This is a genomic window from Streptomyces sp. NPDC057743, from assembly GCF_042798755.1.
In the GTDB taxonomy this organism is placed as follows: domain Bacteria; phylum Actinomycetota; class Actinomycetes; order Streptomycetales; family Streptomycetaceae; genus Streptomyces.
This window is the reverse complement of record NZ_JBHVJX010000003.1, coordinates 32,929-59,556: the sequence shown is the minus strand read 5'-3', so window position 1 is coordinate 59,556 and position 26,628 is coordinate 32,929. Positions and strand designations below refer to the sequence as shown.

The 26,628-nt window shown below is 73.7% G+C and carries 17 protein-coding genes; 16 read left to right on the top strand and 1 reads right to left on the bottom strand.

Going from position 1 to position 26,628, the window contains the following annotated elements:
- Positions 1-10 precede the first annotated feature (10 nt).
- On the top strand, positions 11-259 hold the full coding sequence (locus ACFVFQ_RS03950) for a non-oxidative hydroxyarylic acid decarboxylases subunit D (protein WP_383408168.1): 249 nt from the start codon (positions 11-13) through the stop codon (positions 257-259).
- Positions 260-316: 57 nt separating this feature from the next.
- Here the strand turns inward: ACFVFQ_RS03950 and ACFVFQ_RS03945 are convergent, their stop codons facing one another.
- The gene (locus ACFVFQ_RS03945) at positions 317-925 is read right to left on the bottom strand and encodes a TetR/AcrR family transcriptional regulator (protein ID WP_383408165.1); all 609 of its coding nucleotides are present in this window, start codon (positions 923-925) and stop codon (positions 317-319) included.
- Positions 926-986: 61 nt separating this feature from the next.
- On the opposite strand from ACFVFQ_RS03945, the gene ACFVFQ_RS03940 reads away from it, so the two are divergent.
- From ACFVFQ_RS03940 to ACFVFQ_RS03870, 15 genes are all read left to right on the top strand, one after another.
- Positions 987-2,357 (top strand): flavin monoamine oxidase family protein, encoded by a 1,371-nt coding sequence (locus ACFVFQ_RS03940; RefSeq protein WP_383408162.1) that lies wholly within the window; start codon positions 987-989, stop codon positions 2,355-2,357.
- A 212-nt stretch (positions 2,358-2,569) separates the two neighbouring features.
- Positions 2,570-3,181: a M48 family metalloprotease gene (locus tag ACFVFQ_RS03935; RefSeq protein WP_383408159.1), complete on the top strand. Its 612-nt coding sequence runs from the start codon at positions 2,570-2,572 to the stop codon at positions 3,179-3,181.
- 868 nt (positions 3,182-4,049) lie between these two features.
- On the top strand, positions 4,050-6,995 hold the full coding sequence (locus ACFVFQ_RS03930) for a BTAD domain-containing putative transcriptional regulator (protein WP_383408156.1): 2,946 nt from the start codon (positions 4,050-4,052) through the stop codon (positions 6,993-6,995).
- A 480-nt stretch (positions 6,996-7,475) separates the two neighbouring features.
- A complete protein-coding gene (locus ACFVFQ_RS03925) occupies positions 7,476-9,209 on the top strand; it encodes an amino acid adenylation domain-containing protein (RefSeq protein WP_383408153.1) in 1,734 nt (577 codons plus the stop codon).
- Positions 9,206-10,453 carry a cytochrome P450 gene (locus ACFVFQ_RS03920; protein WP_383408150.1) on the top strand — a complete coding sequence of 416 codons (1,248 nt, stop codon included), beginning with the start codon at positions 9,206-9,208 and terminating at the stop codon, positions 10,451-10,453. Before ACFVFQ_RS03925 ends, ACFVFQ_RS03920 begins: the two co-directional genes overlap by 4 nt.
- A gap of 39 nt (positions 10,454-10,492) precedes the next feature.
- On the top strand, positions 10,493-11,251 hold the full coding sequence (locus ACFVFQ_RS03915) for a thioesterase II family protein (RefSeq protein ID WP_383408147.1): 759 nt from the start codon (positions 10,493-10,495) through the stop codon (positions 11,249-11,251).
- A complete protein-coding gene (locus ACFVFQ_RS03910; protein WP_383408145.1) occupies positions 11,248-12,471 on the top strand; it encodes an MFS transporter in 1,224 nt (407 codons plus the stop codon). The genes ACFVFQ_RS03915 and ACFVFQ_RS03910 overlap by 4 nt, the downstream gene beginning before the upstream one ends.
- A 35-nt stretch (positions 12,472-12,506) precedes the next feature.
- Complete coding sequence (locus ACFVFQ_RS03905) at positions 12,507-17,843, top strand: condensation domain-containing protein (RefSeq protein WP_383408142.1); 5,337 nt, start codon at positions 12,507-12,509, stop codon at positions 17,841-17,843.
- Positions 17,844-17,904: 61 nt separating this feature from the next.
- Complete coding sequence (locus tag ACFVFQ_RS03900; protein WP_383408139.1) at positions 17,905-19,383, top strand: M20/M25/M40 family metallo-hydrolase; 1,479 nt, start codon at positions 17,905-17,907, stop codon at positions 19,381-19,383.
- Between the two features lie 72 nt (positions 19,384-19,455).
- Positions 19,456-20,472, top strand: coding sequence for a 3-oxoacyl-ACP synthase III family protein (locus ACFVFQ_RS03895; protein WP_383408136.1), 1,017 nt, complete (start codon positions 19,456-19,458; stop codon positions 20,470-20,472).
- 25 nt (positions 20,473-20,497) lie between these two features.
- On the top strand, positions 20,498-22,414 hold the full coding sequence (locus tag ACFVFQ_RS03890) for an HAD-IIIC family phosphatase (RefSeq protein ID WP_383408133.1): 1,917 nt from the start codon (positions 20,498-20,500) through the stop codon (positions 22,412-22,414).
- Positions 22,411-22,674 carry an acyl carrier protein gene (locus ACFVFQ_RS03885; protein ID WP_383408130.1) on the top strand — a complete coding sequence of 88 codons (264 nt, stop codon included), beginning with the start codon at positions 22,411-22,413 and terminating at the stop codon, positions 22,672-22,674. The genes ACFVFQ_RS03890 and ACFVFQ_RS03885 overlap by 4 nt, the downstream gene beginning before the upstream one ends.
- 53 nt (positions 22,675-22,727) lie before the next feature.
- Positions 22,728-24,539, top strand: a complete 1,812-nt coding sequence (locus ACFVFQ_RS03880; protein ID WP_383408127.1) for an amino acid adenylation domain-containing protein — start codon at positions 22,728-22,730, stop codon at positions 24,537-24,539.
- Complete coding sequence (locus ACFVFQ_RS03875) at positions 24,536-25,339, top strand: thioesterase II family protein (RefSeq protein WP_383408124.1); 804 nt, start codon at positions 24,536-24,538, stop codon at positions 25,337-25,339. The genes ACFVFQ_RS03880 and ACFVFQ_RS03875 overlap by 4 nt, the downstream gene beginning before the upstream one ends.
- On the top strand, positions 25,339-26,616 hold the full coding sequence (locus tag ACFVFQ_RS03870) for an ATP-grasp domain-containing protein (RefSeq protein WP_383408121.1): 1,278 nt from the start codon (positions 25,339-25,341) through the stop codon (positions 26,614-26,616). Before ACFVFQ_RS03875 ends, ACFVFQ_RS03870 begins: the two co-directional genes overlap by 1 nt.
- Positions 26,617-26,628: the final 12 nt, after the last annotated feature.

Sequence of the window (26,628 nt, the reverse complement as noted above, 5' to 3'; positions counted from 1 at the left end):
GCACAACCCCATGACCAACAACCCACCTGCCCAAGGCCCCTGCCCCCGCTGCGCCTTCGAGACGATCGCTCGGCTCGCCACCTCACCCGTCCCCGACGTATGGAACGTGCTCCAGTGCGGCCGCTGCCTGTACACCTGGCGCACGACCGAGCCCGCCCGCCGCACACAGCGCGACGCCTACCCCGAAAACTTCAAGCTGACGCCGACCGACATCGCGAACGCAATCGAGGTGCCGGAGGTACCACCACTCCTCAAGTGATCGACTGACGCTGTGCGGATCTCTGGTCGCGGTCGCGGAGGGCAGGGGCACGGCGGGTCATGCGGACGGCGCGTCGGCGTCGGTCACCACTCCGCCGATGAGGTCGCGGACGAGGTTCGCCGCCTGGGTGCGGGCCTGCTCCGGCTCGTCGGTCTCCGCGATGGTGATGGACAGTTCGGTGAGTGCGCCGTAGAAGGCCCGGGCGACGAGGTTGGCCGGGTGGGGCCGTAGGCGGCCGGCGTCGAGTGCGGCGTTGACGAGGTCGAGGACCAGGCCGCCGAGGTGTAGTTGGTCCAGTTCGCGCCACCGTTGCCAGCCCAGGGCGATCGGCCCTTGCTGGAGCACGATGTTCCGGTAGGCGTCTTCGGCGCAGACGTCGAGGAACGCATCGACGCCGCGATGAGCGCGCTCGCGCGGATCGGGTACGGGGGTGATCGCCGCCCGGATGCGTTCGGTGGCCTGCCGTTCCAGCTCTTCGAAGACGGCCTCGAAGAGTCCGGGCTTGCCGTTGAAGTGGTGGTAGAGGGCGCCCCGGGTCAGCCCGGCGGTGCGCACGAGTTCCTCTGCGGAGACGGCCGCATAGCCCCGTTCGGTGAAGAGCCGCAGCCCGGTGTCGAGCAGGGTGCGGCGGGTGTTCTCCGCGTACTTCTCGCGCAGTGGTTCCATACACCATGGATATCACATACATTCTGTATGCCAGGTTCATTGCGTATGAAGGGTGGGCGTGATGGAGAAGTCAGTGGACGCCGTGATCGTCGGGGCCGGGGTGGCGGGGCTGGTGGCCGCCCGTGACCTGGTACGGAACGGCGCGGACGTGCTGGTCCTGGAGGCACGCGACCGTGTCGGCGGTCGGCTCCTCAACGAGGAGCTGCCCGGGGGCGCCCCCATCGAGGTGGGCGGACAGTGGGTCGGCCCCACCCAGCACCAGGCCATGGAGCTGATCGGGGAACTGGGCCTGGAGACCTACCCGACGTACGACGCCGGCGAGCACATCGGGGAGTTGGGCGCCACCCGCTACCAGTACACGGGCCGGATCCCGAAGCTGAACCCGCTGGTCCTGGCCGACATCGGGCAGACCCAGTACCGCCTGAACCGGATCGCCCGCCAGGTCGCCGCGACCGATCCGTGGCGGGCGCCCCGGGCTGAGGGGCTGGATCGCCAGACCTTCGACACCTGGCTGCGCAGGACCGCACGCACCACGGGCGGGCGGGCCTTCTTCCGGCTGGTCACCGAGGGGGTGTTCTCCGCCGAGCCCGAGGACATGTCCGCGCTCTGGGCCGCCTTCTACGTCGGTTCCGCCGGCGGCCTCGCCCCGCTGATCAACGTCGTCGACGGGGCTCAACAGGACCGCGTCGTCGGCGGATCGCAGCGCCTCGCGCTCGAACTGGCGCAGGAGCTCGCCGACCGGGTCGTCCTCGAAGCGCCCGTCACCGACATCGACTGGCAGCCCGCGACGACCTCGGGTGTCCGCGTCACCACGCGCAGCGGCCTGACCGTCCACGCACGCCGCGCCGTGATCGCCGTCCCGCCGCCGCTCGCCGCCCGCATCCGCTTCGCCCCGTCCCTGCCCGGCGACCGTGACCAGCTCGTCCAGCGGATGCCCATGGGCCGAGTCATCAAGGTCAACGTCGCCTACGACGAGCCGTTTTGGCGCCACGCCGGCCTCAGTGGCCAGGCCAACAGCACCCACCGCCCCTTTGGCACCGTCTTCGACAACACCCCTCACGACGCCTCATGCGGCGTGCTCGTCGGCTTCCTCGAAGGCCGCCACGCCGACACCGGCTCCCGCATGGATCCCGCCGAGCGCCGGGCCCAGGTGATCAACGACCTAGTCGGCTACTTCGGCCCCAAGGCCCGCAACCCCCTCGCCTACATCGAACGCGACTGGGCGGAGGAGGAATACAGCCGCGGCTGCTACGGAGCCTTCACCGCCCCCGGCACCCTCACCCGCTTCGGCCCGGCCCTGCGCCGCCCGGTCGGCCCCCTGCACTGGGCCGGCACCGAAACCGCCACCCGCTGGGCGGGCTACATCGACGGCGCCGCCGAATCCGGCCACCGCGTCGCCAACGAGATCCTCGCCAAGCTCGCCTGCCCCTGACACGTGAACGAGACCCACGCCATGACCACCAACCCCGCCACCGCCGCCGTTGCGCGGGCTGAGTTGGTTTGGGTGGAGGGGTCGAGGGTTAGCAACTGAGGCAACCCCTGGGGTGTAGCGGAGACAGGGTGGCTGGGTTGCCGTGGTCTGTCTGTCGCTGGTCCCGATTGCCGGGCCCAGGGCAGCTCTTCATCCGCCCCCAGCGACTGAACGTGGTGTGGGAACAGGTCACCCGACGTGCCGGAGTCAGCCCGGACACCTACCAGTTGTGGATCGAGGAGCGGGACTCGCTGAACGCCACCGCCGCCGCGGGCCACATCGTCGCCGTCACCCGGCAGGCGGTCGAGCGGCTCCCCGACTCCCGGCTGGCGGCCGTGCTCGCACACGAACTCGGTCATCATGTGGGCGGGCACACGTGGGCAGGCGTGATCGACGACTGGTGCGCGCTGCCCGCCCGCGTGGTGGGACGCGGTATTCTCCTCGGCCTCGCCAGGCTCTTCGGCTTGCGTAACCCGGCGGGAATCGCCTGCGGCCGGTGTCTCTCGGTGCTGCTTGTCCTCTTCCTGTTCACCCTGACGTTCGCAGAGAGGCACTGGTGGCCGGCCCTCGCGATCGCGGTCGGACCGGTCCTGATCGCCTGGCTGCGCCGTCGCGCCGAGTGCCGCGCCGACGCCTACGCGGCGGGCCCGGGGCACATCCCGGATATCCGGCCGTTCCGCACCAGGGCCCGTACGCGCCCGCACCGGGGCAGGGCCGGCCGGCCGCCGGTGGCCTGGCTGCGAAGGCCGCGTACACCAATGCCGAGGCCCGGCTGCGGCATTTGAGGGGCGTCGTGTCCGGGAATGCCCCGGGAGCGGGGGACGAGGGGCGGCCGGCCGGAGCCTGACGTCGTCCGCGCCCACCTCGGGATTTTCGCGGGAGCGGGCGGACCTCGCGGGTGCTACCGGCGTCGAGGGGACGGAGCACCGGGCTGTCCGGCAGGCCAGGCCCACGACCCGGCATGACAGGGCGCGTTGGGCCGGGCAGTGCCCAACCGGCGCTACCCGCAGACGGCTGCGGACGTGCCGCTGCGGTCCGCGGGTACGGCCAGGGAGGGCCCATTGCCCGTCTCGGCCACCAACGTGATGAGGCTCGCCACCAACGTGAAGAAGCTCGTCACCAACGACTCGAAATGACATGAAAGGCACTGAGATGCCAGAAGCACTGGTATCCCCTCCACCCCGCCGCTAGCCTCCCGCCATGGATCAAGCATGGACGGCCCTGACCGCCTTCTCCGCCCTCGCAGGTTCTGCCGTTACCGGACTGCTGAGGAGCAAGACCGCACGCGACCAGGCGCATTGTCAGCACGAGTTGGAGCGCGACCAGTGGAGAAGGGGCATACGCCACGCAGCCTGTCGTGAGCCGACTGGCGCCCACACCACTCTCTCGCCCCTTCTGGCAGGCTTCATGCGCGAAGCGCGGCGTGCTGTGTTGTCCTCCGGCTCCGGAAATCCACGCGAAAACTGATCCCCGAAATCGCGGTCGTCAACCTGTGCGCCTTCCCCGGGCTCTTACCGATTCGGGCGGCTCCGTTGCCTCCACGACCGAAGCCCCGGCAAGCCTCCAGCGGTGTGTTGTGGCACAGCCGCTCGTGAGCGCCGGTCAGCAAGCTCGACCTCGCAGGAACAGGTTCACAAACACCAAGGGGGTTGCATGGTGATGCGGAACGGTCCGGTCTATAGAATTCTGGGCCCGCTCGAAGTCGTCTTCGAGGGGTCACCGGAGAGTCGGGTGCCGCGCGGTCGAATACAGACGGTACTGACCGCTCTGCTCCTTGAGGCGAACCGCGTGGTCAGTGCAGAGTGGCTGATGGAGGCGGTGTGGGGGGAAAATCCACCGCTCACCGCGCGCACGCAGATTCAGACCTGCATATCGCGTCTGCGGACGTTACTTTCGAAGAGCGGGCGCCCTTCGGTCATCGTCACCAAAGGCTCCGGATATGTAATTCGGGTTTCTGAAGGGGAACTTGACAGTCAGGTATTTCTTTCCGGTGTTTCCGAAGCGCAGGTACTGATGCGAAGGAACCGTGTCGGTGAAGCACGGGAACTTCTCGGGTCGGCTCTTTCCCTGTGGCGTGGCCCGGCGATGAGCGGCATCGGAAGCGACCGCCTGATGCTGCGCGCCGAGCATTTGGAAGAAGCCCGCCTCGCCGCGCTGGAGACTTACGCCGGACTGCGGCTCGACGCGGGACGCCACACCGAACTCGTCGGGGAACTCAGGGCGCTGCTGGCCGAACACCCGCTGCGCGAGCGCACCCGCGGCCAGTTGATGCTCGCCCTGCACCGCTCGGGGCGGACCGCCGAGGCGCTGGAGACCTACCGGGTCGGCCGTCGGCTCGCCGTGGAGGAACTGGGGCTGGAACCCAGCGACGAGTTGCGGGAGACGCAGCGCGCCATCCTCTCCGGCGAGGCCGGAATCACCTCGGCCGCAGCGGCGAGTGCGCCGCCCGCCGCCGTCGAGCCCCCGGCGGACGGCGAGCTCCCCGTGCCGGCGGCCGTCGTGGCTGCGGACGGCGCCGGCCCCGCGGCCATCCCCTGCCAACTGCCGCCGGACGTCGTCGGCTTCGTCGGCCGGGCCGATCGGCTCAGGGCCGCCGAGGAGCTGCTCACCGGGTCCGACGCCACCGGCGTCCGGGTCGTTGTCCTCACCGGGCCGCCCGGCATCGGCAAGAGCGCCCTCGCGGTGCACGCCGCCCACCGGATCGCCCGTGCCTTCCCCGACGGTCAGCTGTACTGCGACCTGGGACGCGCGCCCGGTCGCCGGCTGACCGCGGGCGATGTCCTCGGCCGCTTCCTGCGGGCGCTCGGTGTTCCGGGTGAGGCACTGCCCGCGTCCTGCGACGAACGTGCCGCGCTGTACCGGCAGTTGCTGGCCGGGCGGCGAGTGCTCGTGGTTCTCGACGACGTGGCGACCGAGGCCCAGCTCGGCCCGCTGCTGCCCGGCGCCGGCGCCGGCGCCGTCCTCGTCACCGGCAGCCCGCGGGCGGCGGGTCTGCCGGGTGTGCGGGCGCTGGCCGTGGACGTCCTGGAGGACGACGAGGTCCTGCGGATGCTCGCCGGTGTCGTCGGTGAGCGGCGGGTGGCGAGCGAGGCGCAGGCCGCCGAGACGCTGGGCCGCCTCGTGGGCCGGCTGCCGCTGGCGCTGCGGATCGTGGCGGCCCGGCTCGCGGCCCGCCCGCACTGGTCGCTGGCGTGGATGGTCGAGCGGCTCTCCGACGAACACCGGCGCCTCGACGAACTGGCCCACGGAGACCTGGCGATCCGTACCGGAATCGCCCTGTCCTACGGGGCCCTCGACCACGGCGCCCGCCGGCTGCTGCGCCTGCTGAGCCTGCTCGACGGGCCCTCGACCGGTGGCTGGGTCGCCGCGGCCCTGCTCGACGTGGATCTCTTCCAGGCCGTCGACCTGCTCGACCAGCTGGTGGAGGCGCAGCTCCTGGAAGTGGTGGGCAGCGATCCGACATCCAGCCCCCGTTACCGGCTGCCGGGCCTGATCCGGCTGTTCGCCCGCGAGGAACTGGACCGGCACCGGGACACCGACGACGGCGATGCCGCCCTTGCCCGGGTGATCGGCGGCTGGCTCAGTCTCGTCGACGAGGCGCACCGGCGGATCTACGGCGGCGACTTCACCGTCCTGCACGGCCCGGCGCCGCGCTGCAGCCCGGCCGGCCTCAACCTGGACCGGGCGCTGGCCGACCCGTTGGGCTGGCTGGAGTCCGAGCGCGCCAACGTGTGCGCCGCCGTCGGCCTCGCGGCCCGCACCGGTCAGGCCGAGGCCTGCTGGGACCTGGCCACCGGGCTCGTCTCGCTGTTCGAGGCGCGCTGCTACTTCGAGGACTGGGAGGCCACGCATCTGCAGGCGCTGGAGAGCGTGCGGATGGCCGGCGCCGAGCGCGGCCGTGCGGCGCTGCTGTGCTCGCTCGGCTCGCTGCACCTGAGCCGCTCGCAGCTCAACGCGGCCCGCCAACGACTGGTGTCCGCACTGGAGTTGTTCATCTCGCTCGACGATGTGCACGGCTGCGCCCTGGCCCGGCGCAATCTCGCCCTGCTGGAGGCGCGCCAGTGCAACGTGGAGGCCGCGCTCGGCCACTTCTGGGCGGCGCTCGGCGAGTTCCGGGAGGCGGGCGACCATGTCGGTGCGGCCAGCGTGCTGGTGCACATGGCGCGCCTTGAGGGCGACCGTGGCAACTGGGGCACCGCCGGCGGCTATCTCAACGAGGCCCTGGACATCTGCCGGGGCGCGGGCAGTCGCCGGGTCGAGCTGCAGGTGCGCTATGTGCTCAGTGATCTGATGCAGCGTCAGGGGCGGTACACGGAGGCCGAGGAGGTGCTCACCGACCTGCTGCGGCAGGTGCGGGAGCGGCGGGACGTGGTGGGGGAGTCGCGGGTACTGCACCGCCTCGGCAGGGTCAGCGCACGCCTGGGCCGCAATGACGACGCCCAGCGCCTGCTGCGTGCCGCCATTGCGACCCGGGAGCGCATCATGGACCGGGTGGGTGCGGCCGAAGTACGCCTGGAACTTGCCCAGTTGGAAGTGGCCCTGGAGGACCGGGCGACACAACAGCCGTGTTCGGGGAAGCTGCGCGGGCTGCACTGCTGAGGCCCGGCCGAAAGTCCCCCCGGCACACGGCTGGGGGGACCGGGTCCGTGCGAGCCGGCTCGACGGGGTCAGGCCACCGGCCACGGGGTGTCGTCGGCGACGACGGCCGTGCCGGTGCCGGGCCACGGCGTGTCCAGCGGGGTCACCGCGCGCACGCTCCTGGTGCCGGGAGAAGGCCAGGGATGTCCGCGGCAGCCGGCCCGCCGGGGGCCACCGGGAGGACAACCGCCGCGACCAGAGAAGTCACGGCGATGGTGAGGGTCTTCCGCACGTCTGCTCGCTTTCCGAAGCGATGGGGCGGCCGAGTGCTCGTTGCTTGGTGCAGTGATGCTAGGCAGCCGCGCTATCGCCTTGCTATCACCGCACTACCAGCGCCCGATGTGTGGCCGAAAGCGGGTCGGTAGGGGCCGTCCCCATGATGAGCCGCAGCGGTGGCCGAAACCCGGCGGCCGCGCCCGATCAGTACCTGGAGGCCGGCCCGTGGAGTCGCAGTACGGCACGCAACCCCCCTCGATCGCCACGCTCTTCGCGCGGCAGGCCCGCAGCGCCCCTGAGCGGATCGCCGTGCGCGGCGAGGACGCCGAGCTGACCTACCGGGAGCTGGACCGACGCTCCGACCACCTGGCCCGGCAGTTGCAGGACCGGGGGGTCAAGCCCGGCGACGTGGTCGGGCTCGACGCGGACCGCCGCGCCGCGACCGTCGTCGCCCTCCTCGGCATCCTGAAGGCCGGGGCGGCCTACCTGGCTCTCGAACGCCGCTACCCGGCCGAGCGCCGGCGGCTCATTCTCGCCGACAGCGGCGCCGCCGTCGTGCTGACCCGCGACGACCTCGACGCCATGGCCGAGGGTTCGGCCCCCGAGCCCGTCGAGACCGCGCCGGACGACGTCGCGTACGTCGCCTACACCTCGGGATCGACCGGCGTCCCCAAGGGAGTCCGGGTACCGCACCGCGCGGTCCTGCGGCTCGTCGTGGACGCCGACTTCCTCACCGTCGGGCCCGACGACGTCGTCCTCCAGTACGCGCCCGTCGCCTTCGACGCCTCCACCCTGGAGATCTGGGCGCCGCTGCTCAACGGGGCCCGCCTCGACGTGGCGCCCGAACGCGATCTCGCCATCGGTGAACTGACCAAGCACATCAGCCACTTCGGGATCACCGTGCTGTGGCTCACGGCCGGACTGTTCCAGCAGGTCGTGGAGTACGGCCTCGACGACCTCGGCGGGGTGCGGGTCCTGCTGGCCGGCGGAGACGTCCTGTCGCCGCCGCACGTCAATCAGGCCCTCGCGGCGCTGCCCGGCCTCACTCTCGTCAACGGCTACGGGCCCACCGAGAACACCACGTTCACCTGCTGCCACACGATCACCGCACCGGTCGAGGGCGCCGTGCCCATCGGCCGCCCGATCCGCGGCACCGGCGTGCACATCCTCGACGCCGACCTGCGGCCCGTGCCCGACGGCGAGGTCGGCGAGCTGTACGCCACCGGCGACGGCCTCGCCCTCGACTACCTCGGCGACCCCGAACAGACCACCCGCGCCTTCCTGCCCGACCCGTTCGACGACCGGCCCGGTGCCCGGATGTACCGCACCGGCGACCTGGTGAGCCGCCGCGCCGACGGCGTCCTCGACTACCACGGCCGCGCCGACCGGCAGGTCAAGATCCGGGGCTTCCGGATCGAGCCCGGCGAGGTCGAGGCCGCGCTCGCCGCCCGCGACGACATCGCCGAGGCCGCGGTCGTCGCACAGTCCGGGCCGGACGGCGGCAAGCGGCTCGTGGCCTTCGTCGCCGGACGCGGCGGCGCCCGGCCCGCCACCCTCGCGCTCCGCCGCGAACTGGGCGAGGTGCTGCCCTCGTACGCCGTTCCCTCGCACATCCGGGTCGTCGACGCGCTGCCGCTGACCGCCAACGGCAAGGTCGACCGGGCCGCTCTCACCGCCGACACCTCACCGGCCAGGCCCGAGCTGAACGCCGAGCACCGCACCCCGGCCCCCGGCATCGAGGCCGCCGTCGCTCAGCTGTGGAGCGACCACCTCGGCATCGACGGGATCGGCGCCGACGATGACTTCTTCGAACTCGGCGGCCACTCCCTGGTCGGGGTGCGGATCACCACCGACCTGGAGCGCGAGTACGGCGTGCAGATCTCGCCGGTCACCTTCTACCTCGCCCCCACCCCGGCCGGCCTCGCCGACGCCGTCGTCCAGGCCGGAGGCGCCCGGTGAGGATCGCTGCCGCTCCCTTCGCCGGCGAAACCACCGACCCGGCCGCCGCCGCCGACCTGTTCGACCCGGAGTTCCACGCCGCCGGCGACCCGCACGCCGTGTGGGCCCACCTGCGCGAGCACGCTCCGCTCCATCGCCAAGTCCTGTCCGACGGGCGGCAGTTCTGGTCGGTGACCCGCTACGACGACGCCTGCCGGGTGCTCGGCGACCACCGGGAGTTCACCTCCGAACGCGGCTCGGTCCTCACCCAGCTCGGCCACGACGACGTGTCGTCGGGCAAGATGCTGGTCTCCACCGACCCGCCGCGCCACGGCCGGCTGCGCCGCCCGCTGAACCGCCGGCTCACCGCGCGGGCCCTCGCCGACTGGGAGGGCCGCATCCGACAGGCGGTGACCGAGTTCCTCGCCCCCGCGCTCGGCGGCGGGGTCTGGGACGTGGCCGAGCGCGCCTACCGGCTGCCCATGACCGTTGCCGGCGCCCTGATGGGCGTACCGGAGAAGGACTGGCACGACCTCGTGCGCTGGACGGCGATGGCCGCGGCGCCCGACGACGCCGAGTTCAGCGTCGGCAGCGGCGCCGCCACCCTCGCCGTCGCCCACCACCAGACGTTCGACTACTTCGCCTCGCAGGTGCGCGAACGCAGGGGAGCGGAACCGGCCGAGGACCTCATCGGGCATCTGATGAGCATGGGCGGGGGCGACGCCCCGCTCACCGACGAAGAGGTCATCTACAACTGCTACAGCATCCTGCTGGGCGCCAACGCGACCACCCCGCACACCGTTTCGGGCACGCTGCTCGCCCTGAGCGAGCACCCGGACCAGCTGCGCACGGCGGCCGGTGACCCCGCCGCGGTCGTCCCCACCCTGGTGGAGGAGGGCCTGCGCTGGACGTCGCCCGCCAGCAGCTTCCTGCGCTACGCCGTCAAGGACACCGAACTGGCCGGGGGCCGGGTCGCCGCCGGTGACGCGGTCGCCGTGTGGATCGGCTCGGCCAACCGCGACGAGCGGATCTTCACCGACCCGTACCGCTTCGACGTCCTGCGCGACGACAACCGGCACCTCGCCTTCGGCTACGGGCCGCACTACTGCCTGGGCGCCCCGCTCGCCCGGCTCACCTTCCGGATCCTGTTCGACGAGTTCTTCCGCCTCTTCCGGTCGGTCGAGACCGCCGGGCCCGCCCGCCATCTGCGGTCGGTGTTCATCGCCGGGCTGACCCAGCTGCCCGTGGTGACCGAGCCGCGCTGACCCCAGCGTCCCTCCACCAGATTGCGAGATGGATCACCCATGTCCGCCGGCACCGCCCTGCCCGACTCCCGCTGGCTCCTGAGGAAACCCGCCGCCGACGCCACCGCCCGGGTCTTCTGCTTCCCCTACTCGGGCGTCGGCGGGTCCATGTTCAACGCCTGGCCCAGGCGGTTCGGACCCGACGACGGCATCGAGGTCTGCTCGGTGCAACTGCCCGGCCGCGAGGGCCGGTTGCGCGAGCCGCACTACGGCACGTACGAGGACCTCGCCGAGCGGCTCGCCGACGCGCTCGCCCCGCACCTGGACCGGCCGTTCGTCTTCTTCGGGCACTGCGCGGGCTCGCTGCCCGCCTTCGAGACGGCACGGCTGCTCGCCGAGCGCGGACTGCCGCTGCCCGAACGGGTCTTCGTCTCCGCGCAGGTCGCCCCGCACCACTGCCCGCACGACCGCTTCCTCGACCTGACCGACGCCGAACTGCGCGCGGAACTTGAGGAGTTGACGCTGCTCCGCGGCGGCCTCGCCCACCCCCAGTTGCTCGACCTCGCCCTCGCCGTCCTCAAGGAGGACCTCGACGCCAACCGCGTCTACCGCAGGGACGCCCCCACCCCCGTGCCCTTCCCGATCGGCGTCCTGCACTGGGACGGCGACCCGGAGGTCACCCAGGACGAGCTCAAGGGCTGGCAGGACTACGCCGACGACGTCACCTTCCCGGTGCTTCCCGGCGGGCACTACGCCTTTCTGAACGCGCCCGGCGAACTCCTCGACACCCTGGGCGCCGAGCTGGCGGCCCGCCCGTGACCGAGCTGAGGGACCAGGTTCCCGTACGCGTACTGAAGACCCCCGGCTTCCTGCGGCTGCTCATCGGGCGGTCCCTGTCGTTCCTCGCCACCGCCCTCGTGCCGACCGCCCTCACCCTCGCCGTCATCGAGGCCACCGGCAGCGCCACCGACCTCGGCCTGGTGCTCGCCGCCGAACTGGTGCCGCAGCTCGTGCTGCTGCCCATCGGCGGGGTCGTCGCCGACCGGTTCCCCGCCCAGCGGGTCGCCTTTCTCGCCGACCTGGTCCGCGGACTCGCCCAACTGGCCATCGGCGCCGAGCTGCTGCTCGGTTCGGTACGCATCCTCGACCTCGCCGCGCTGTCCGCGGTCACCGGCGCGGCCATCGCCTTCGGCACGCCCACGATGTCGCCGCTGGTCGCCGCCACCGTGCCGCAGGAGGCCCGACTGCGGGCCAACAGCCACCTCGGGGTGGCCCGCGGTATCGCCCTGGTCGCCGGGCCCGGGGTCGCCGGTGTCCTGGTCGTCGCGGTCGGCGCGGGCTGGGCGTTCCTCGCCACCGCCGTGGTGTTCGGCTGCGCCGCCGTCACTCTGGGCGGACTGCCCGCGACCGCTCCCGGCCGCGGTGCGCGCACCGGCTTCTTCCGGCAACTCGCCGACGGCTGGCAGGAAGTGCGCGGCCGCCCCTGGTTCTGGTCCAACCTCATCGGGCACGGTGTGTCCAACCTGGCCGCCGGTGTCCTGATGACGCTGGGCCCGCTGATCGCCGTGGACCGGCTCGGCGGCGAGTTCGCCTGGGTGGTGGTCTACCAGGCGGGCATGGCCGGCATGCTGATCGGCGCGTTCGTCGCGCCCCGGCTGAGCGTGCGGCGGCCGCTCGTGGTGACCTCCGTGTGCGGCGCCCTGTTCGCGCTGCCGCTGATCACCTTCGCCGCGCGCTGGCCGACCTGGACCGACGCGGTGGCGTACGGCATCGCCATGTTCGGCATCGGCGTGCTCAACACGCTGTGGCAGACCACCATGCAACGGCACTTCCCGGCCGAAGCGCTGGCCCGCGCGGACTCCTACGACGCGCTGCTGTCGTTCGCCGCCCGGCCGCTCGGCCTCGCCGTCGCGGCGCCGATCGCGGCCTGGACCGGCGAGGCGCTGCCACTGCTGACCGCGGCGGTGCTGGTGGCCGTCGCCAACCTCGGCGTGCTCGCCCTGCCGGACGCCCGTGCCCTCACCGGCAGCGCCCCGTGAAGACGTCAACCCTCGCTGAAGAGGCAGGCACACCCATGGACCACCCCGCCACCCCCGACCAACTCGCCGTGATCGGCGTCGCGTTCGAGTTCCCCCAAGCCGCCGACTGGGCCGCGCTGACCGCGCTGCTGCGCGGCGGCGGCCACACCATGCGGCCCATGCCCGAACGCCGCGTCCAGAGCACCGGCCTCACGCCCACCCCCGAGGACCGGGCGGGCGGCTGGATCGAGGACGTCACCGGCTTCGACCACCGCTACTTCGGCATGTCCCGTGCCGAGGCCCAGCTCATCGACCCGCGCCAGCGGCGCATGCTGCAGCTCGCGGTGCGCGCGATCGGCGCCGCCGGATACGCGCCGGGCGAGCTGGCGGGCACCAACACGGCCGTCCTGGTGGGCGGTTACGGCGCCCCGCACCCCAGCCTGTTCGACCTGCTGCCGCCCGAGGAACAGCGCGGCGGCCCCGCCACCACCGGCAGCCTGCACGCCTACGCCGCCGGACGGATCTCCTACCACCTCGACCTGCGCGGCCCCGCCCAGGTCGTCGACACCTCCTGCTCCTCGTTCCTGGTGGCGCTGCACGAGGCGCGCTGGAAGCTGGCCAGGGGCGAGAGCGACCTCGCGCTCGTCGGCGGCTACGAGCTGGTGCTCGGCCCGGTGCCACGGTACGAGGCCGCCGCCGACGGGCTCGGCGTGCTCTCCGGGACCGGCCACTGCCGCCCCTTCGACACCGCGGCGGACGGCACCATGCACGGCGAGGGCGGCGGATTCGTCCTGGTCAAGCGGCTCGCCGACGCGCTGCGCGACGGCGACACCGTGCACGCCGTGATCCGCGGCAGCGCCGTCAACCAGGACGCGGGCCGCAGCACGGGACTGACCGCGCCCAGCCCGGCCGCGCAGGCCGAGGTGGTCGCCGCGGCGTGGCGGGACGCGGACGTGTCCCCCGCCGACATCGGCTACGTCGAGGCGCACGGCACCGGCACCCGGATCGGCGACCCCATCGAGATCCAGGGCCTGGCCGCCGCGTTCGGTACCGACGTGACCGGCGTCCGCCCGCTGTCCTCCGTCAAGGCCAACCTCGGGCACCTGGGCTGCATGGCGTCCTTCGCCGGACTCGTGCGCATCCTCGCCCAGTTCCGGGCCGGCGAGATCTTCCCCACCGCCCACTTCACCGCGCCCTCCGACCTGCTCGCCCTGGACGGCACCCCGCTGCGGATCGCCGACCGCGCCGAGCCATGGCCCGCGCCGCGCGGCCCCCGGATCGCGGGGCTCAGCAGCTTCGGGCTCAGCGGCACCAACGCGCACATGGTCGTCGAGCAGGGCCGTACCGCGCCGGACCGCGCCGACCTCGACCCCGAGCCCGCGGCGGAGCGGCCCGTGGTGCTGTCCGCCCCCACCGAGCAGGGCCTGCGCGACCAACTGCGCGCCCTGCGCGATGTGGTGGCCACCGACGTCAATGGCTTCGACCTGGCCGCGGCGAGCGAGACGCTGACCGTGGGCCGCGAGCACTTCGCGCACCGGTACGCGGTGGCGGTGCGCGACAGTGCCGATCTCCTCGACCGGCTCGACGCGGCGCTGCACGGCCGGGACGGCACCGCGCAGGGGCCGCCGGCCGGGGCGCTGGTGCTCGCCGTCGGCGACCTGGCCGACGCCGACCCGGCCGAGCTGCGCCGACGTGCCGCCGCACAGCCTCGGTTCGCGGACGTTCTCGCCGCCGCCGAGTCCCACCTGGCGGCCGGTGAGTGGAACGCGTCGCAGCGCGCCCTGGTGGCGCTCGTCGGCGCCCAGGCCGTGCAGGCCGCGGCCGGACTCGTACCGGACCTGGTGCTCGCGCACGGCCTCGGCAAGGCCGCGGTACGGGTGGCCGGCGGGGCGTTGCTCGCGGCCGAGCTGGACGCGCTGGCCGAGCCGGGCCCGGCGGTGGCGCCGCCCGACGCCGCGGCGCTCGACGCGGCGCTCGCGCCCCGGGGCGAGCACCCGCTCGTCCTCGATCTCGCCCCGGGCAGCGCGCTGTCGACGCTGCTCGCCGGGCGCGCGGCGGCGGTGGCGACCTCGCCGGCGGCCGCCCTGTGCCAGGCATACGGGCAGGGCCGCGACCCCGACTGGCGAGCCGCGCTCGGCCGGGCCCCGCGCCGCCGCCTCGAACTCCCGTCGGCGGCCCTGGCCGAGGAGCACTGCTGGCCGCGTACGGCCGAGGCCGCACCCGCCGCCGTTTCCGTACCCGCATCCGTACCCGAACTCGGCGTCGAGGAGACGGTCCTGGCCTTCGCCCGCGACATCCTGAAGGAGCCCGGACTCGCGCCGAGCGACGACTTCTTCGCCGCGGGCGGCAACTCGCTCAACGGCACTCAGCTGGTGGCCCGCCTCAACGAGCGCTACGGCACCGAGATCGAGGTCCTCGACCTGTTCGACCTGCCGGACCTCGCCGCGCTTGCCGCGTACGTGGCCGAACTGGCGTCAGTGGAAGGGGAGTTGGCAGTCCCCGAAGCCGTCTCCGAGGCCCCCGTCGCGGAGCGGGCCGCGCCGGACAGCGGCCCGCTCTCCGGTGAACAGATCGCCATCTGGGCCGCCGATCGGCTCGCCCCCGACACCGGCGCCTACAACGTGCCCGCCGCCTTCCTGCTCGACCGCCCGGCCGACCCCGACGACCTCGCCGCACGGCTCGCCGCGCTGGTGCACCGGCACCCGATGCTCCGTGCTCACCTGCGCGACACCGACGACGGGCCGCGCCAGGACGTCGTGCCGCCGGAGCGGGCGCACATCCCGCTGGACCGGCTCGACTGGGACCTCACCGCGCACACCGCCGCCGACGGGCACCGGACGCTGCTCGCCCGGCTGCGGGACGAGGTGGCGAGGCCACTCGACCCCTACGCCCAACTACCCGCCCGCCACCAGCTGATCCGGGTCCGGTTCGCCGACTCGGAGCGGGACGTGCTGCTGCTCACCCACCACCACCTGTTCGTCGACGGCTGGTCGTGGCGGATCCTCTTCGCGGACCTGGCCGGAGAGTCCGCCGGCACCGGGACGCGCACCTTCCTCGACCACGTCGACGAGCAGCGGGCGCTGCTCGACTCGCCCAAGGGCGCGGAGCTCACCGCGTTCTGGTCCCGCTATCTCGCGGGCGCCCCACAGGTCGACCTGCCCGGAGCCGCCGGGGCCGGCGGTCGTGCCGAGCTGCCGCTCGATGATCAACTGGTAGGAAATATACGGGAGTTGGCGGCAGCCGAGCGGTGCACACCGCACATGGTGCTGCTCGCCGCCTGGGTCGCGCTGCAGTGGCGGATCACGGGGGAGCGCGACATCACCGTGGCCGTCCCGGCGGCCGGGCGGGCCGCCGCCGACGAGCCGATCGTCGGCAACTACGCCAACACGCTGGTCGTCCGCGTCCAGGTGCGGCCCGACGAGCCGTTCGCCGCGCTGCTCGCCGCCGTGCGCGAGGCGTCCCTGACCACCCTCGCCCACCAGGGCCTGCCCACCGACCGCATCCGGCGCCTGGCCCGCCCCGGCTCCGCGCGTCCGCTCGCCGCCACGATGTTCGGCTTCCACAGCGACGTCGAACCGCTGCGGGCGCTCGCCGCCGGCGGCCCCGGCGTCGAACTCCTCGACGTCGGCCAGGGCGCCGCCACCTTCCCCGTCCAACTGGCCGTCCTGGAGTACGGCGCCCAGCTGCGGGCCGCCGCCCAGTACGCCCCCGGCGGCCCCGCGGGCGACAGCGTGCGCGGCTGGCTCGACGACTACCGCGCGCTCCTCGACCGGCTCGCGGCGCAGGGCCCGGCCGCCCGCACCGCCGCACTGTGCACCGAGCGGCCCGCGCGGGTGGCGCCGCGCACCGAACTCGAAGACGTCCTCGCCCAGTTGTGGGCCAAGCACCTCAAGCGTGAGTCGGTCGGCGTCACCGACGACTTCTTCGACCTGGGCGGCGACTCGCTCATCGCCATCGCCGTCGCGTCCCAGGCCGAGCGCCTCGGCCACCCGGTGCGCCCGCGCGCCATCCTGGACGGCCGCACCATCGAAGCCGTGGCCGCCGCTGTACCCCGCGCCGCCGCCGAGCCGCGCGAGGTCTCCGGAGCGGAGTCCGGGCGGGCCCTGGCCGATCCCGAAGGTCCTGCCGAACTCACCCCGCCCCAGCGGGAGTTCCTCGCCCGCGGTGCCAAGCGCCCCGACCACTGGAACCACGGCGTCAGCTACGGCCTCGGCCGGACGGTCACCCTTCAGGAGGCCCGCCGGGCCCTCGCCGAGCTCGCCGCCCGCCACCCCGCGCTGCGCACCAGACTGACCGAGGAGGGCGGTGCCCTGCGGCAGTACGCCGCCCAACAGGCCCCGGAAGTCGCCGAGTTCGACCTGCGTGAACTGACCGCCGAGCAGGCGCTCGCCGAGCTGGACGAGCGGGCCGGCGCGCTGCACGAGGCGCTCGACCTGTACGAGGGGCCCGTGACCCGGGCCGCCCTGGTCCGGCTGCCGGACGGGCAGGCCGACCGGCTGCTGCTCGTCGTGCACCACCTCGCCGTCGACCTGTACTCGTGGAACATCCTCACCGAGGAACTCGACGGGCTGCTGCGCGACGGCGACGACCGTGCGCTCGGCGCCCCCGGGCCGTCCTGCTTCCAGTGGGCGGACCGGCTCGGCCACTGGGCCCGCACCCGACCCGACGCCCTCGACGGCGGCTACTGGCTGGACCGCGCCTGGGGCGAGGACGCCCAGCGCGCCACCGTGCCCGAGGGGCCGCGCGGCGTCGAGGGCAACACCCGCGAGCTGACCACCCACCACCCGCTGCCCGCCACCGGCGGACACACCCTCTACGAGCTGCTGCTCAGCGCGCTCGGCGGCGCCTTCCAGGAGTGGCTCGGCGTGCGCGGCGGCGAGGTCGCCGTGCAACTCGTCGCCCATGGCCGCGAGGACCTCTTCGACGACCTCGAACTGGGCCGCACCGTCGGCTACTTCAACACCACCTACCCGTTCGCGCTGGCCCTGCCCGGCCGCCGCGACCGCACCGCGCACCGCGCCCACGTCGCCGCCGAACTGCGCGCGGTGCCCCGCAGCGGCTTCGACTTCGAGGTGCTGCGCCACCACCACCCCGACGCGCGCCGTCGCCGGGCGCTCGGCGACATCCCGGTGCCGGGCGTGCTGTTCTCCTTCTGGGGCACGCCCGCCTTCCGGGCCAGCGACGGAGTGCTGCGCGACGTGGACACCGAGCGCGTCGGCCGGGACCGCCCGGCCGACATGGAACGGCCCTGCCCGCTGGAGGTCTACCCGAGCGTCGACGGCGACCGGCTGACCGTCCGGTGGCGCTACAGCGGTGAACTCTTCGACGCGGAACGCATCGGCCGACTCGCCGACGCCTACGCCGCCGCACTCACCGACCGCCCGGGGGCCTGACGCCCCCGGAGGACCACCCGAACCGATCCCTGCACCGCATGCAGCGAGGAGCCCACAGCACATGAATGCGAGATCCCGGCGTACCCCGTCCCGTCTGCGGGCGCTGGCCGCCCTGGCGGCGGGCGCCGTCCTCCTTCCGCTGGCCGCGTCGGCCCCGGCCGGCGCCTCGACCACCGACATACCCGCAGACGCCCTGGCCAGAGCGATGTCCCGCGAGGTCACCGGCGCGCACACCTACGAGCGTCTGCAGGCCATCCAGCAGGCCACGCTCGACAACGGCGGCACCCGCGTCTCCGGCACCGCCGGCTACGACGCCTCCGCCGACTACCTCACCCGGACCCTCACCAAGGCCGGATACCAGGTCAAGAAGCAGCCGTTCGAGTTCCTCGACTACACCATCCTGTCCGAGAAGGGCTCGGTGGTCGCCCCCACCGCCCGCGACCTGCACCCGATGATCGCCCGCTTCTCCGTCTCCACGCCCGAGGGCGGTCTGAAGGCCGAACTGGCCCAGCCCGCCGGCAAGAGCACCGGGTGCAGCGCGGACGACTACGCGGGCCAGGACGTCAAGGGCAAGATCGTCCTCGTCGACGTCGGCACCGACTGCTTCATCACCCAGAAGCAACTGGTCCTCTCGCAGCTGGGCGCCGCCGCCATGCTGATGAACGTCAACTCGCCCAACCCGGACCTGAATCTGCGCTACCGCATGGTCCCGCCGAGCGACGCGCGCATCCCGACGGCGACCCTGACCCGCCGCGAGTCCGAGGCGCTGCGCGCCGACGCCGCGAACGGCCCGGTCACCCTCGACCTGGACCTGCGCGGCAACAACACGATGACGAAGACGTACAACCTGCTCGCGGACACCCCGACGGGCAGCGCGGACCACACCGTCGTCATGGGCGCCCACCTCGACACCGTCGACACCACGTCCGGCGCCAACGACAACGGCGCGGCCGCCGCCGCTGTCCTGGAGACCGCCGTCCAGCTTGCCAAGCACCGCCCGCAGCTCAAGAACCGGGTCCGATTCGCCTGGTGGGCCGCCGAGGAGAAGGGCCTGGCCGGCTCGCAGCACTACGTCGACCAGCTCACCGCCGACGAGAAGGCGCACACCGCCCTCTACCTCAACCTGGAGATGATCGCCTCGCCGAACTTCGCCCGCCAGGTCTACAACGGGCAGACCGCGACCGGCCCGGCGCCCGCCGGATCCACGCGGATCAGCGACCTCGTCAACGGCTACTTCGCCCAGCAGAAGCTGCCCACGGTCGGCCTGGTCCTCGACGGCCGCTCCGACCACGCGGCGTTCGTCAACGCGGGCATCCCGTCGGGCGGCGTCAACGCGGGCGCCGACACCGTCAAGTCCCAGGAGTGGGCCGACCTGTTCGGCGGCACCGCGGGCCAGATGCTCGACCCCTGCTACCACCAGTCCTGTGACGTCCTGAGCGCGGTCAACAAGACGATCCTCGACCAGAACGCGCGCGCCATGGCCTGGGCCGTCGGCCGGTTCGCGGTCGACACCTCCGACATCGGGGCGAAGGCGCAGTAGCCGCACCCGAGCGACGTACACCGCACACGAGCCGGGGGCGCACCGCCCCCGGCTCCCCGGGAAGGACGAGGAATGTCAATCGGGATCGTGTCCCAAGGGCACGCGCTGGGCCGCCCCGTCACGGTGGCGGAGGCCGCCGAGCGGTACGGCGCCGACGAGCGCAGGCTGGCCGGGCTCGGCTACCGGCGGCTGCACCGCGCCGACGACGGCGAGGGCCTGACCGACCTGGCGCTGCGGGCCGCCGAGTCCGCGCTGCGCCGCGCCCAGGTGGCCGCGGCCGACCTGGACCTGCTCGTGCTGGCGCTGCCGGACGTCCCCGAGTACCTGTACTGGGACGCGGCCGCCGCCCTGCAAGGACGGCTCGGCGCCACCGGCGCCGAGGCGATCCTGATCGCCCAGGCCTGCGGCGGCGGCGTCACCGCCTTCGACACCGTCGCCGGACGCCTCGCCACCCACCCCGACCACGACACGGCCCTGATCGTCGCCGCCAACCGGATCACGGAGGCGTACTGGGACCGCACCGCCACGGGCACCTCGCTCTCCTCGGACGGCGCCGCCGCCGCGGTGCTGCGCCGCGGCCACGGCTCCGGCGTGTGGCTCGCCACCGAGACCCTCAGCGACGGCCGGTACGCCGACTTCATGCGCATGGAGACCGGCGGCGCGGCCCGCCCGTTCCGCGCCGACGCCCCCGAACCGGCCGTCATCGCCCCGCTGATCGAGCGGATGGACACCTTCTTCGAGGGCGACGGCCGGGCCACGTACGACTTCATGACCCTGATGCACGCCCGCAACCGCGAGGTGCTGGAGAGGGCCTGCGCCCGCGCCGGGCTGACCCCCGGCGCACTGGAGCGGGTGCTGTACCTGCACGACAACATCGGTGCCTTCCGCGACCTGGCCAAGGAGCTGGGCATCCCGCTGGAGGCCACCAACGCCGAAGTCGCCCTGTCCATGGGGCATTTCGGCCCGGCCGACCAACTCCTCAGCCTGGAACGCCTCTCGGCGGCCGGAGAACTCGTCGAGGGCGACACCGTGGCCCTCCTGAGCATGGGCACCGGCATGCACTGGACCTGCACGCTGCTGCGCATCTGACCCCCTGGAAGGACCCAACGCCCCGATGGCTGACGACGACCTGCTGACCCGGGCCAGGCGCCTGGCCGAACCCGCCGCCGCCCCCGACCCGGGCCTCGCGGCCCACCTTGCCGACAGCTCCGACATCCCGGTGGTCCGGGAGGCCGGCCGGATCCTGGCCGCCGTGGACCCCCGGCTGCTGTGCCCGCCGGGCCACGAGCCGCGCCCGCTGCGGGTGGCCCTCGTGCCCTCGTTCACCGCCGACCAGCTGGCCGCACCGCTGCGGATCGCGCTGCTCGCCGCCGGTTTCGCCCCCGAGTTCCGGATCGCCGCCCCCGACCGGCAACTCCTGTACCTGGGCGGGGCGGTGGCCGACCTCGATGCGTTCGGCGCCGAGCTGACCCTGTGCCCGGTGCACGAGGAGGTGTTCCTGCCGCGCGACCTCGACCCGGGCGACGGGGCGGCGGTGCGCGCGGCGGTCGACGAGCGCTGGGAGCCCTTCGCCGACGCCGTCACCGGATACGCCGCGCGCACGGAGGGCGCCGTCCTGCTCACCACGGTGCCGCTGCCCGCCGCCGCGCTGCGCCAGGTCGTCTCGCACCGGGGCCGCGCCGCCCTCGCCCGGCTGTGGCGCGAGCTGAACCTGCGGATCCTCGACCTCGCCGAGCAGGCCGACCGCGTCGACGTCCTCGACCTGGAGACCCTGCTCGCCGAACACCCGGGGCCGCTGCGCGACGCCCGTCTGCACGCCTTCGCGCAGATGGCCTGGGCACCCGGCGTCGAGCACCGCTACGCCGCCGAAGTGGCCTCCTACGCCCGGGCGTTCACCGGACGCGGCAAAAAGTGCCTGGTCCTCGACCTCGACAACACCCTGTGGGGCGGCGTCCTCGGCGACGACGGCCCGGAGAACATCGAGATCGGCCCGATGTACCCGGGCAACGCCTACGCCGCCGTGCAGCGCACCGCCCTGGCCCTGCGCCGGCAGGGTGTGCTGCTCGCCGTCGCCAGCAAGAACGACCCGGACCTCGTCGCCCGCGTTCTCGACGAACACCCCGGACTCGTGCTGAGGGCCTCGGACTTCGTCACCGTCGAGGCAGGGTGGGGCGCCAAGGACGAGAGCATCCGGCGGATCGCGGAGCAGCTCAACATCGGCCTCGACAGCATCGTCTTCGCCGACGACTCGGCCTTCGAGTGCGAACTCGTACGGCACTCGATCCCCGAGGTCACCGTGATCCACCTGGCGGGCGACCCGGCCGAGCACGCGGCGGCCCTGCTCGCCCAGGGCGGCTTCGACTCGCTCACCACGACGGAAACCGACAAGGAGCGCACCGGTCTGTACCGGGCGCGCGCCCAGCGAAGCCGCTTCGGCGCCGAGCAGTCCTCGCCCGAGGACTATCTGCACGGCCTCGGGCTGCGCGTCACCCTCAGCGCCGCCGACGCGTACACGCTGCCGCGGATCGTCCAACTCGGAGGCCGCACCAACCAGTTCAACCTGATCGGCCGCTGCCACCCGGAGGCAGAGACCCGGCGCATCGCGCACTCGCCCGAGCACGCCCTGCTCGCCTTCGAGGTCGCCGACCGGTTCGGCGACGAGGGGATCGTGGGCGCGCTGTGGATCGCCCGCAACCCCGACCACTGGGTGCTGGAGAACGCCGTGATGAGCTGCCGGGTCTTCGCGCGCGGCGTGGAGCACGCGGTCCTCGGCGCCGTCGCCGACGCGGCCCGCGCCACCGGCGCGCACCGCCTGGAGGCCGACTTCCGTAGCACCCCGCGCAACGGGCCCGCCGCCCGCTTCCTCGACGAGGCCGGTTTCGCCCCGGCCGCGCCCGGAGCCGACGGCACCGGACGCCGGGTCCTCGACCTGGGCTCCGGGCCCCTGTCCACGGCCGCGTGGATCACCACCACCGTCACCGCCCCGGCCCTGAGCCCAGCCGACTCCCGTGAAGGACACCGCATCCCATGAGCGACCACACCGCCGCCCCGGCCCCCACGGCGCTGGCCGAGGTGATCTCCAGCGTCACCGACGTACCCGCAGGGCAGCTCACCGGCGACACCCGCTTCGACGCCCTCGGCCACTGGAACAGCTTCGCCGCGCTGCGCCTGCTCACCGCCGTGGAGGAGCACTTCGGCATCAAGCTCGACCTGCGCACCTACCTCGGCACCGAGACGGTCGATGGCCTCGCGGGCCTGATCGGCGCCGCGACCGACGGGCGGCGGCGATGACCGCCCCGGCCGCCGCGCCCCGAGCCGCCTCGACCCACCGAACGGAGCACCCGATGACCGGCACCACTCAGACCCCGCGCACGGCGGCCCATGTCTTCGCGGACACGGCGCGCTCCGCGGCGCGGCGCCCGGCCCTGCGTCAGGACGAACAGCAGCTGACCTACGAGGAGTTGGCGGCCGCCGCCGGAGCGAGCGCCGACTGGCTGCGCGAGCGGGGCGTGGGCCGCGGCGACATCGTCGCGGTCCTGATGGACCGCTCGCACCGCTGCATGATCGGCGTGTTCGCCGCCTGGGCCGTCGGCGCCGCCTACGTCCACATCGAGGCCACCGACCCCGACCTCCGCGTATCCACCCTGCTCGGCACCACCAAGGCCGCCGCCGTCCTCACCGACGAGCGCAACCGGCCCCGGCTCGCCGAGGCCGCCGCGCCGGTGCGCAGCGTCACCGCCGACGGACCGGGCGCCCCGTACACCGTCGCCCCCGGGCTGCACCCCGACGACACCGCGTACCTGGTGTGCACCTCCGGCTCCACCGGCACGCCCAAGGCGGTCGAGGTGCGGCACCGGGCGCTGCTCAACTACCGCGCCGCGTTCGACGAGCGGGTGACCGCCACCGACCTCGACAGCTACGGCCTCGCGACCACGTTCGCCGCCGACCTCGGCAAGGTGTCGGTGTACGGCGCGCTGCTGTCCGGGGCCCGGCTCGACGTCTACCCGCGCGACACCACGCTCGACCCGCAGGCGCTCGCCGCCGACCTCGCCGCGCACCCCGCCGACTGCCTCACCTACACGCCCTCGCAGCTCGCCGCGCTCGCCGCCGAGGGCGACCTCGCCGCGCTGCTGCCGCGCCGGGTGCTGGTGGTGGCCGGCGAGGCGTTCCCGCCGCGGCTCGCCGAGCAGATCCTCCGGGTCCGCCCCGACCTGGAGGTGCACAACGGCTACGGCCCCTCCGAGGCGACCATCCTGGCCACCATGCACCAGGTGCGGCCCGCCGACACCACGGGCCCGCGCGTCTCCATCGGCACCCCGTTGGCCGGGGTCGAGGCCCGCGTCCTCGACGAGCGGCTGCGGCCGGTACCCGACGGCACCCCCGGCATCCTCTACCTCGGCGGCGCCTGCGTCGCCGCCGGGTACCTCGGTGAAGCGGCCCTGACCCAGGCCAAGTTCGTCGAGCTGGACGGACCCGGCGCCGGCGTCCACTACCGCACCGACGACCTCGTCATCCGCGAGCCGGACGGACGGCTCGACTACCTCGGGCGCGCCGACCGGCAGTTGAAGATCCGCGGCAACCGTGTCGAGCCCGGCGAGGTCGAGGCGGCACTGCTCGCCCGAGCCGGGGTGCGCCAAGCGGTCGTCACCGGTGAACGCGGCACGCCGGACGCCCCGTTGGAGCTCGTCGCCTACCTCGTCGGCGACGCCGACCCGCGCGCCCTGCTCCCCGAACTGCGCGCCACGCTGCCCTCCGCCCTGGTGCCCGGCGCCGTGCACGCCGTCGCGGCGATACCGGTCAACCCCAACGGCAAGACCGACTTCGCCGCGCTGCGCGCCGCCGTGTCCGCCGCCGCGCCCGCCCCGGCCGCGGATTCCGGGCGGGCGCCGCGCGAGGGCACCGAGCAACTCATCGCCGGTATCTGGGAGGAGGCGCTCGGCCGCACCGGCATCGGCCGCGACGAACGCTTCCTCGACATCGGCGGCGACTCCTTCAAGGCGCTCACCGTCTTCGCCCGGCTGCGCCGCCACCACCCCGACCTGGTCATCGCGCAGCTGTACGCGCACGCGACCGTCGCCGAGCTGGCCGCCGCGCTGACCGGAGCCGAGGCCCCGGCCCAGGACACGTCCGCCCGGACCACGGTGGTCGACCTGTGAGACGTCGCCAACTGACCCCGCTGCTCTGGGAGTTCGCCGAGCAGACGGCCCACCCGGAGCCGCCGCCGCGCACCTTCGTCCTCGCCCCGTTCGGCGGCGGCAGCGCCTATGCCCTCGGCGAGTGGCTGCCCGACCTGTGCGCCCCGGGCGAGCGGGCCCTCTCCCTGCAATACCCGGGACGCGGCCCCCGCTCCACCGAACCGCACGCCACCGACCTGACGGCACTGGCGGGCGCCGCGGCCGAGGAGATCGCCGAGACCACCCAAGGCCCACTCGTCCTGGTGGGCCACAGCCTGGGCGCCGTCCTCGGCTACGAGATCGCGCACCGCCTCCAGGACCTGGCCCGGGACGTGGAACTGCTGGCCGTGTCCGCGGCCCGCCCCCCGGACCTGCAGCGCCTTGACCCGGCCGCGGTGCTCGCCATGACCCGCGACGACTGGATCGAGGAACTGGCCACCGGCGGCAACGCGGGCCTGGGGGCGTCCCCGCCGGCGGACGTCGCCGACCTGGTGATACCGGTCCTGCGCGCCGACTACCTCCTCCTGGCCCGCTACCGCCCCGGTCCGCCGCGTCCCCTCACCTGCCCCCTGCTCGCCCTCGGCGGCGCCGCCGACCCCTGGGTGGAACGCCCCTACCTGGACGCCTGGCAGTCCTGGACCACGGGCCCGTTCGCCGCGGCCGTCCTGCCCGGCGACCACTTCTACTACCGGGGCGCCACCGCCGGGTTCGGCGGCCTGATCCGGGCCCGCCTGCGCCACCGGGTGACCGCCGGCGCCCGTACGACCGGAAGGGATCTGTGATGCGCAAGACCCTCGTCGTGGTGTACGCGGACGGCGCGGCGCACCCGGGGGACATCGCCGTCGGCCTCGCCTCGTGGGCCGACTGTGTGTTCGTCGCCGAACCCGACGCGCACACCCGCGCGATGGAGCCGCTGCTCGCCCAGTTCGGGCCCGTCCTGCTGACCGACTCGGTGGCGGAGGCCGCGCGGCGGCTGCGGGCCTACGCCCCGGACGGCATCGTCACGTACAGCGAACGCGCCCTGCATCTGGCCGCCGCGCTCGCCGAGCAGCTCGCGCTGCCGTTCCACGACTGCGACACCATCGGGCTGCTCACCGACAAGTGGCAGCAGCGCGCCGCCCTTTCGGCGGCCGGCGTCGACGTCGTGCGCTGCCGCCGCGTCGAGCGCCTCGCGGACTGGGACGACGCGGTCGCCGGGACCGGACTGCCCGCCGTCCTCAAGCCCGCGCACGGCGGCGGCAGCCGCAACACCTTCCACGTCACCGACGCCGACGCCGGGCGCGAACTGGCCCGCACCCTGCTGGGCGACGAGCGACCCGGCCTGGTCGCGGGCGGCACCCTCGTCCTGGAGGAGTACCTGCGCGGCCGGGACTGCGGCCCGTTCGGCGACTACGTGTCCATCGAGAGCGTCGTCCAGGGCGGCACCGTCACCGACCTCGCCGTCACCGGCAAGTTCCCGATGGTGCCCCCGTTCCGGGAGACCGGACGATTCTGGCCCTCGCCGCTCGGCGCCGACGAGGACACGGACTGCCGCGACCTGGCCCGCCGCGCCGTCGAGGCCCTCGGCGTCCGCGACGGACTCACCCACACCGAGATCAAGCTCACCCCCGACGGCCCCCGGCTCATCGAGGTCAACGGCCGGCTCGGCGGCGGCATCAACGAACTGTCCGTCCGCGCCCAGAACGTCAACCTGATCGAGCTGGCAGGCCGCGTCGCCCTCGCCGAACAGCCCGAACTGCCCGCCCCCTACCAGGGCCGCGCCTACTTCCAGCTGTTCCATCCCGCGCCCCGCACCCCCGGCACCCTGCTGGGCATCGACGGCGCCGACGAGGTCAAGCGGCTGCCCGGGGTAACACTGTACCGCCCGTACGCGCGACCGGGCACCGCACTGCCCGGCGGCGTCCAAACCCTGGAGCTGGACATCGTCATGGGCGAGGCCGACGACGTCCCCGAACTGCCCGCCATCGCCAAGGACATCGACGCCACCCTGCGCTACCGCTTCGCCTTCGACGGCCAGGACCCCGTCGAGGTCACCGGCGCCGGCCTGGGCGCGCTGTGACCGCGTACACCA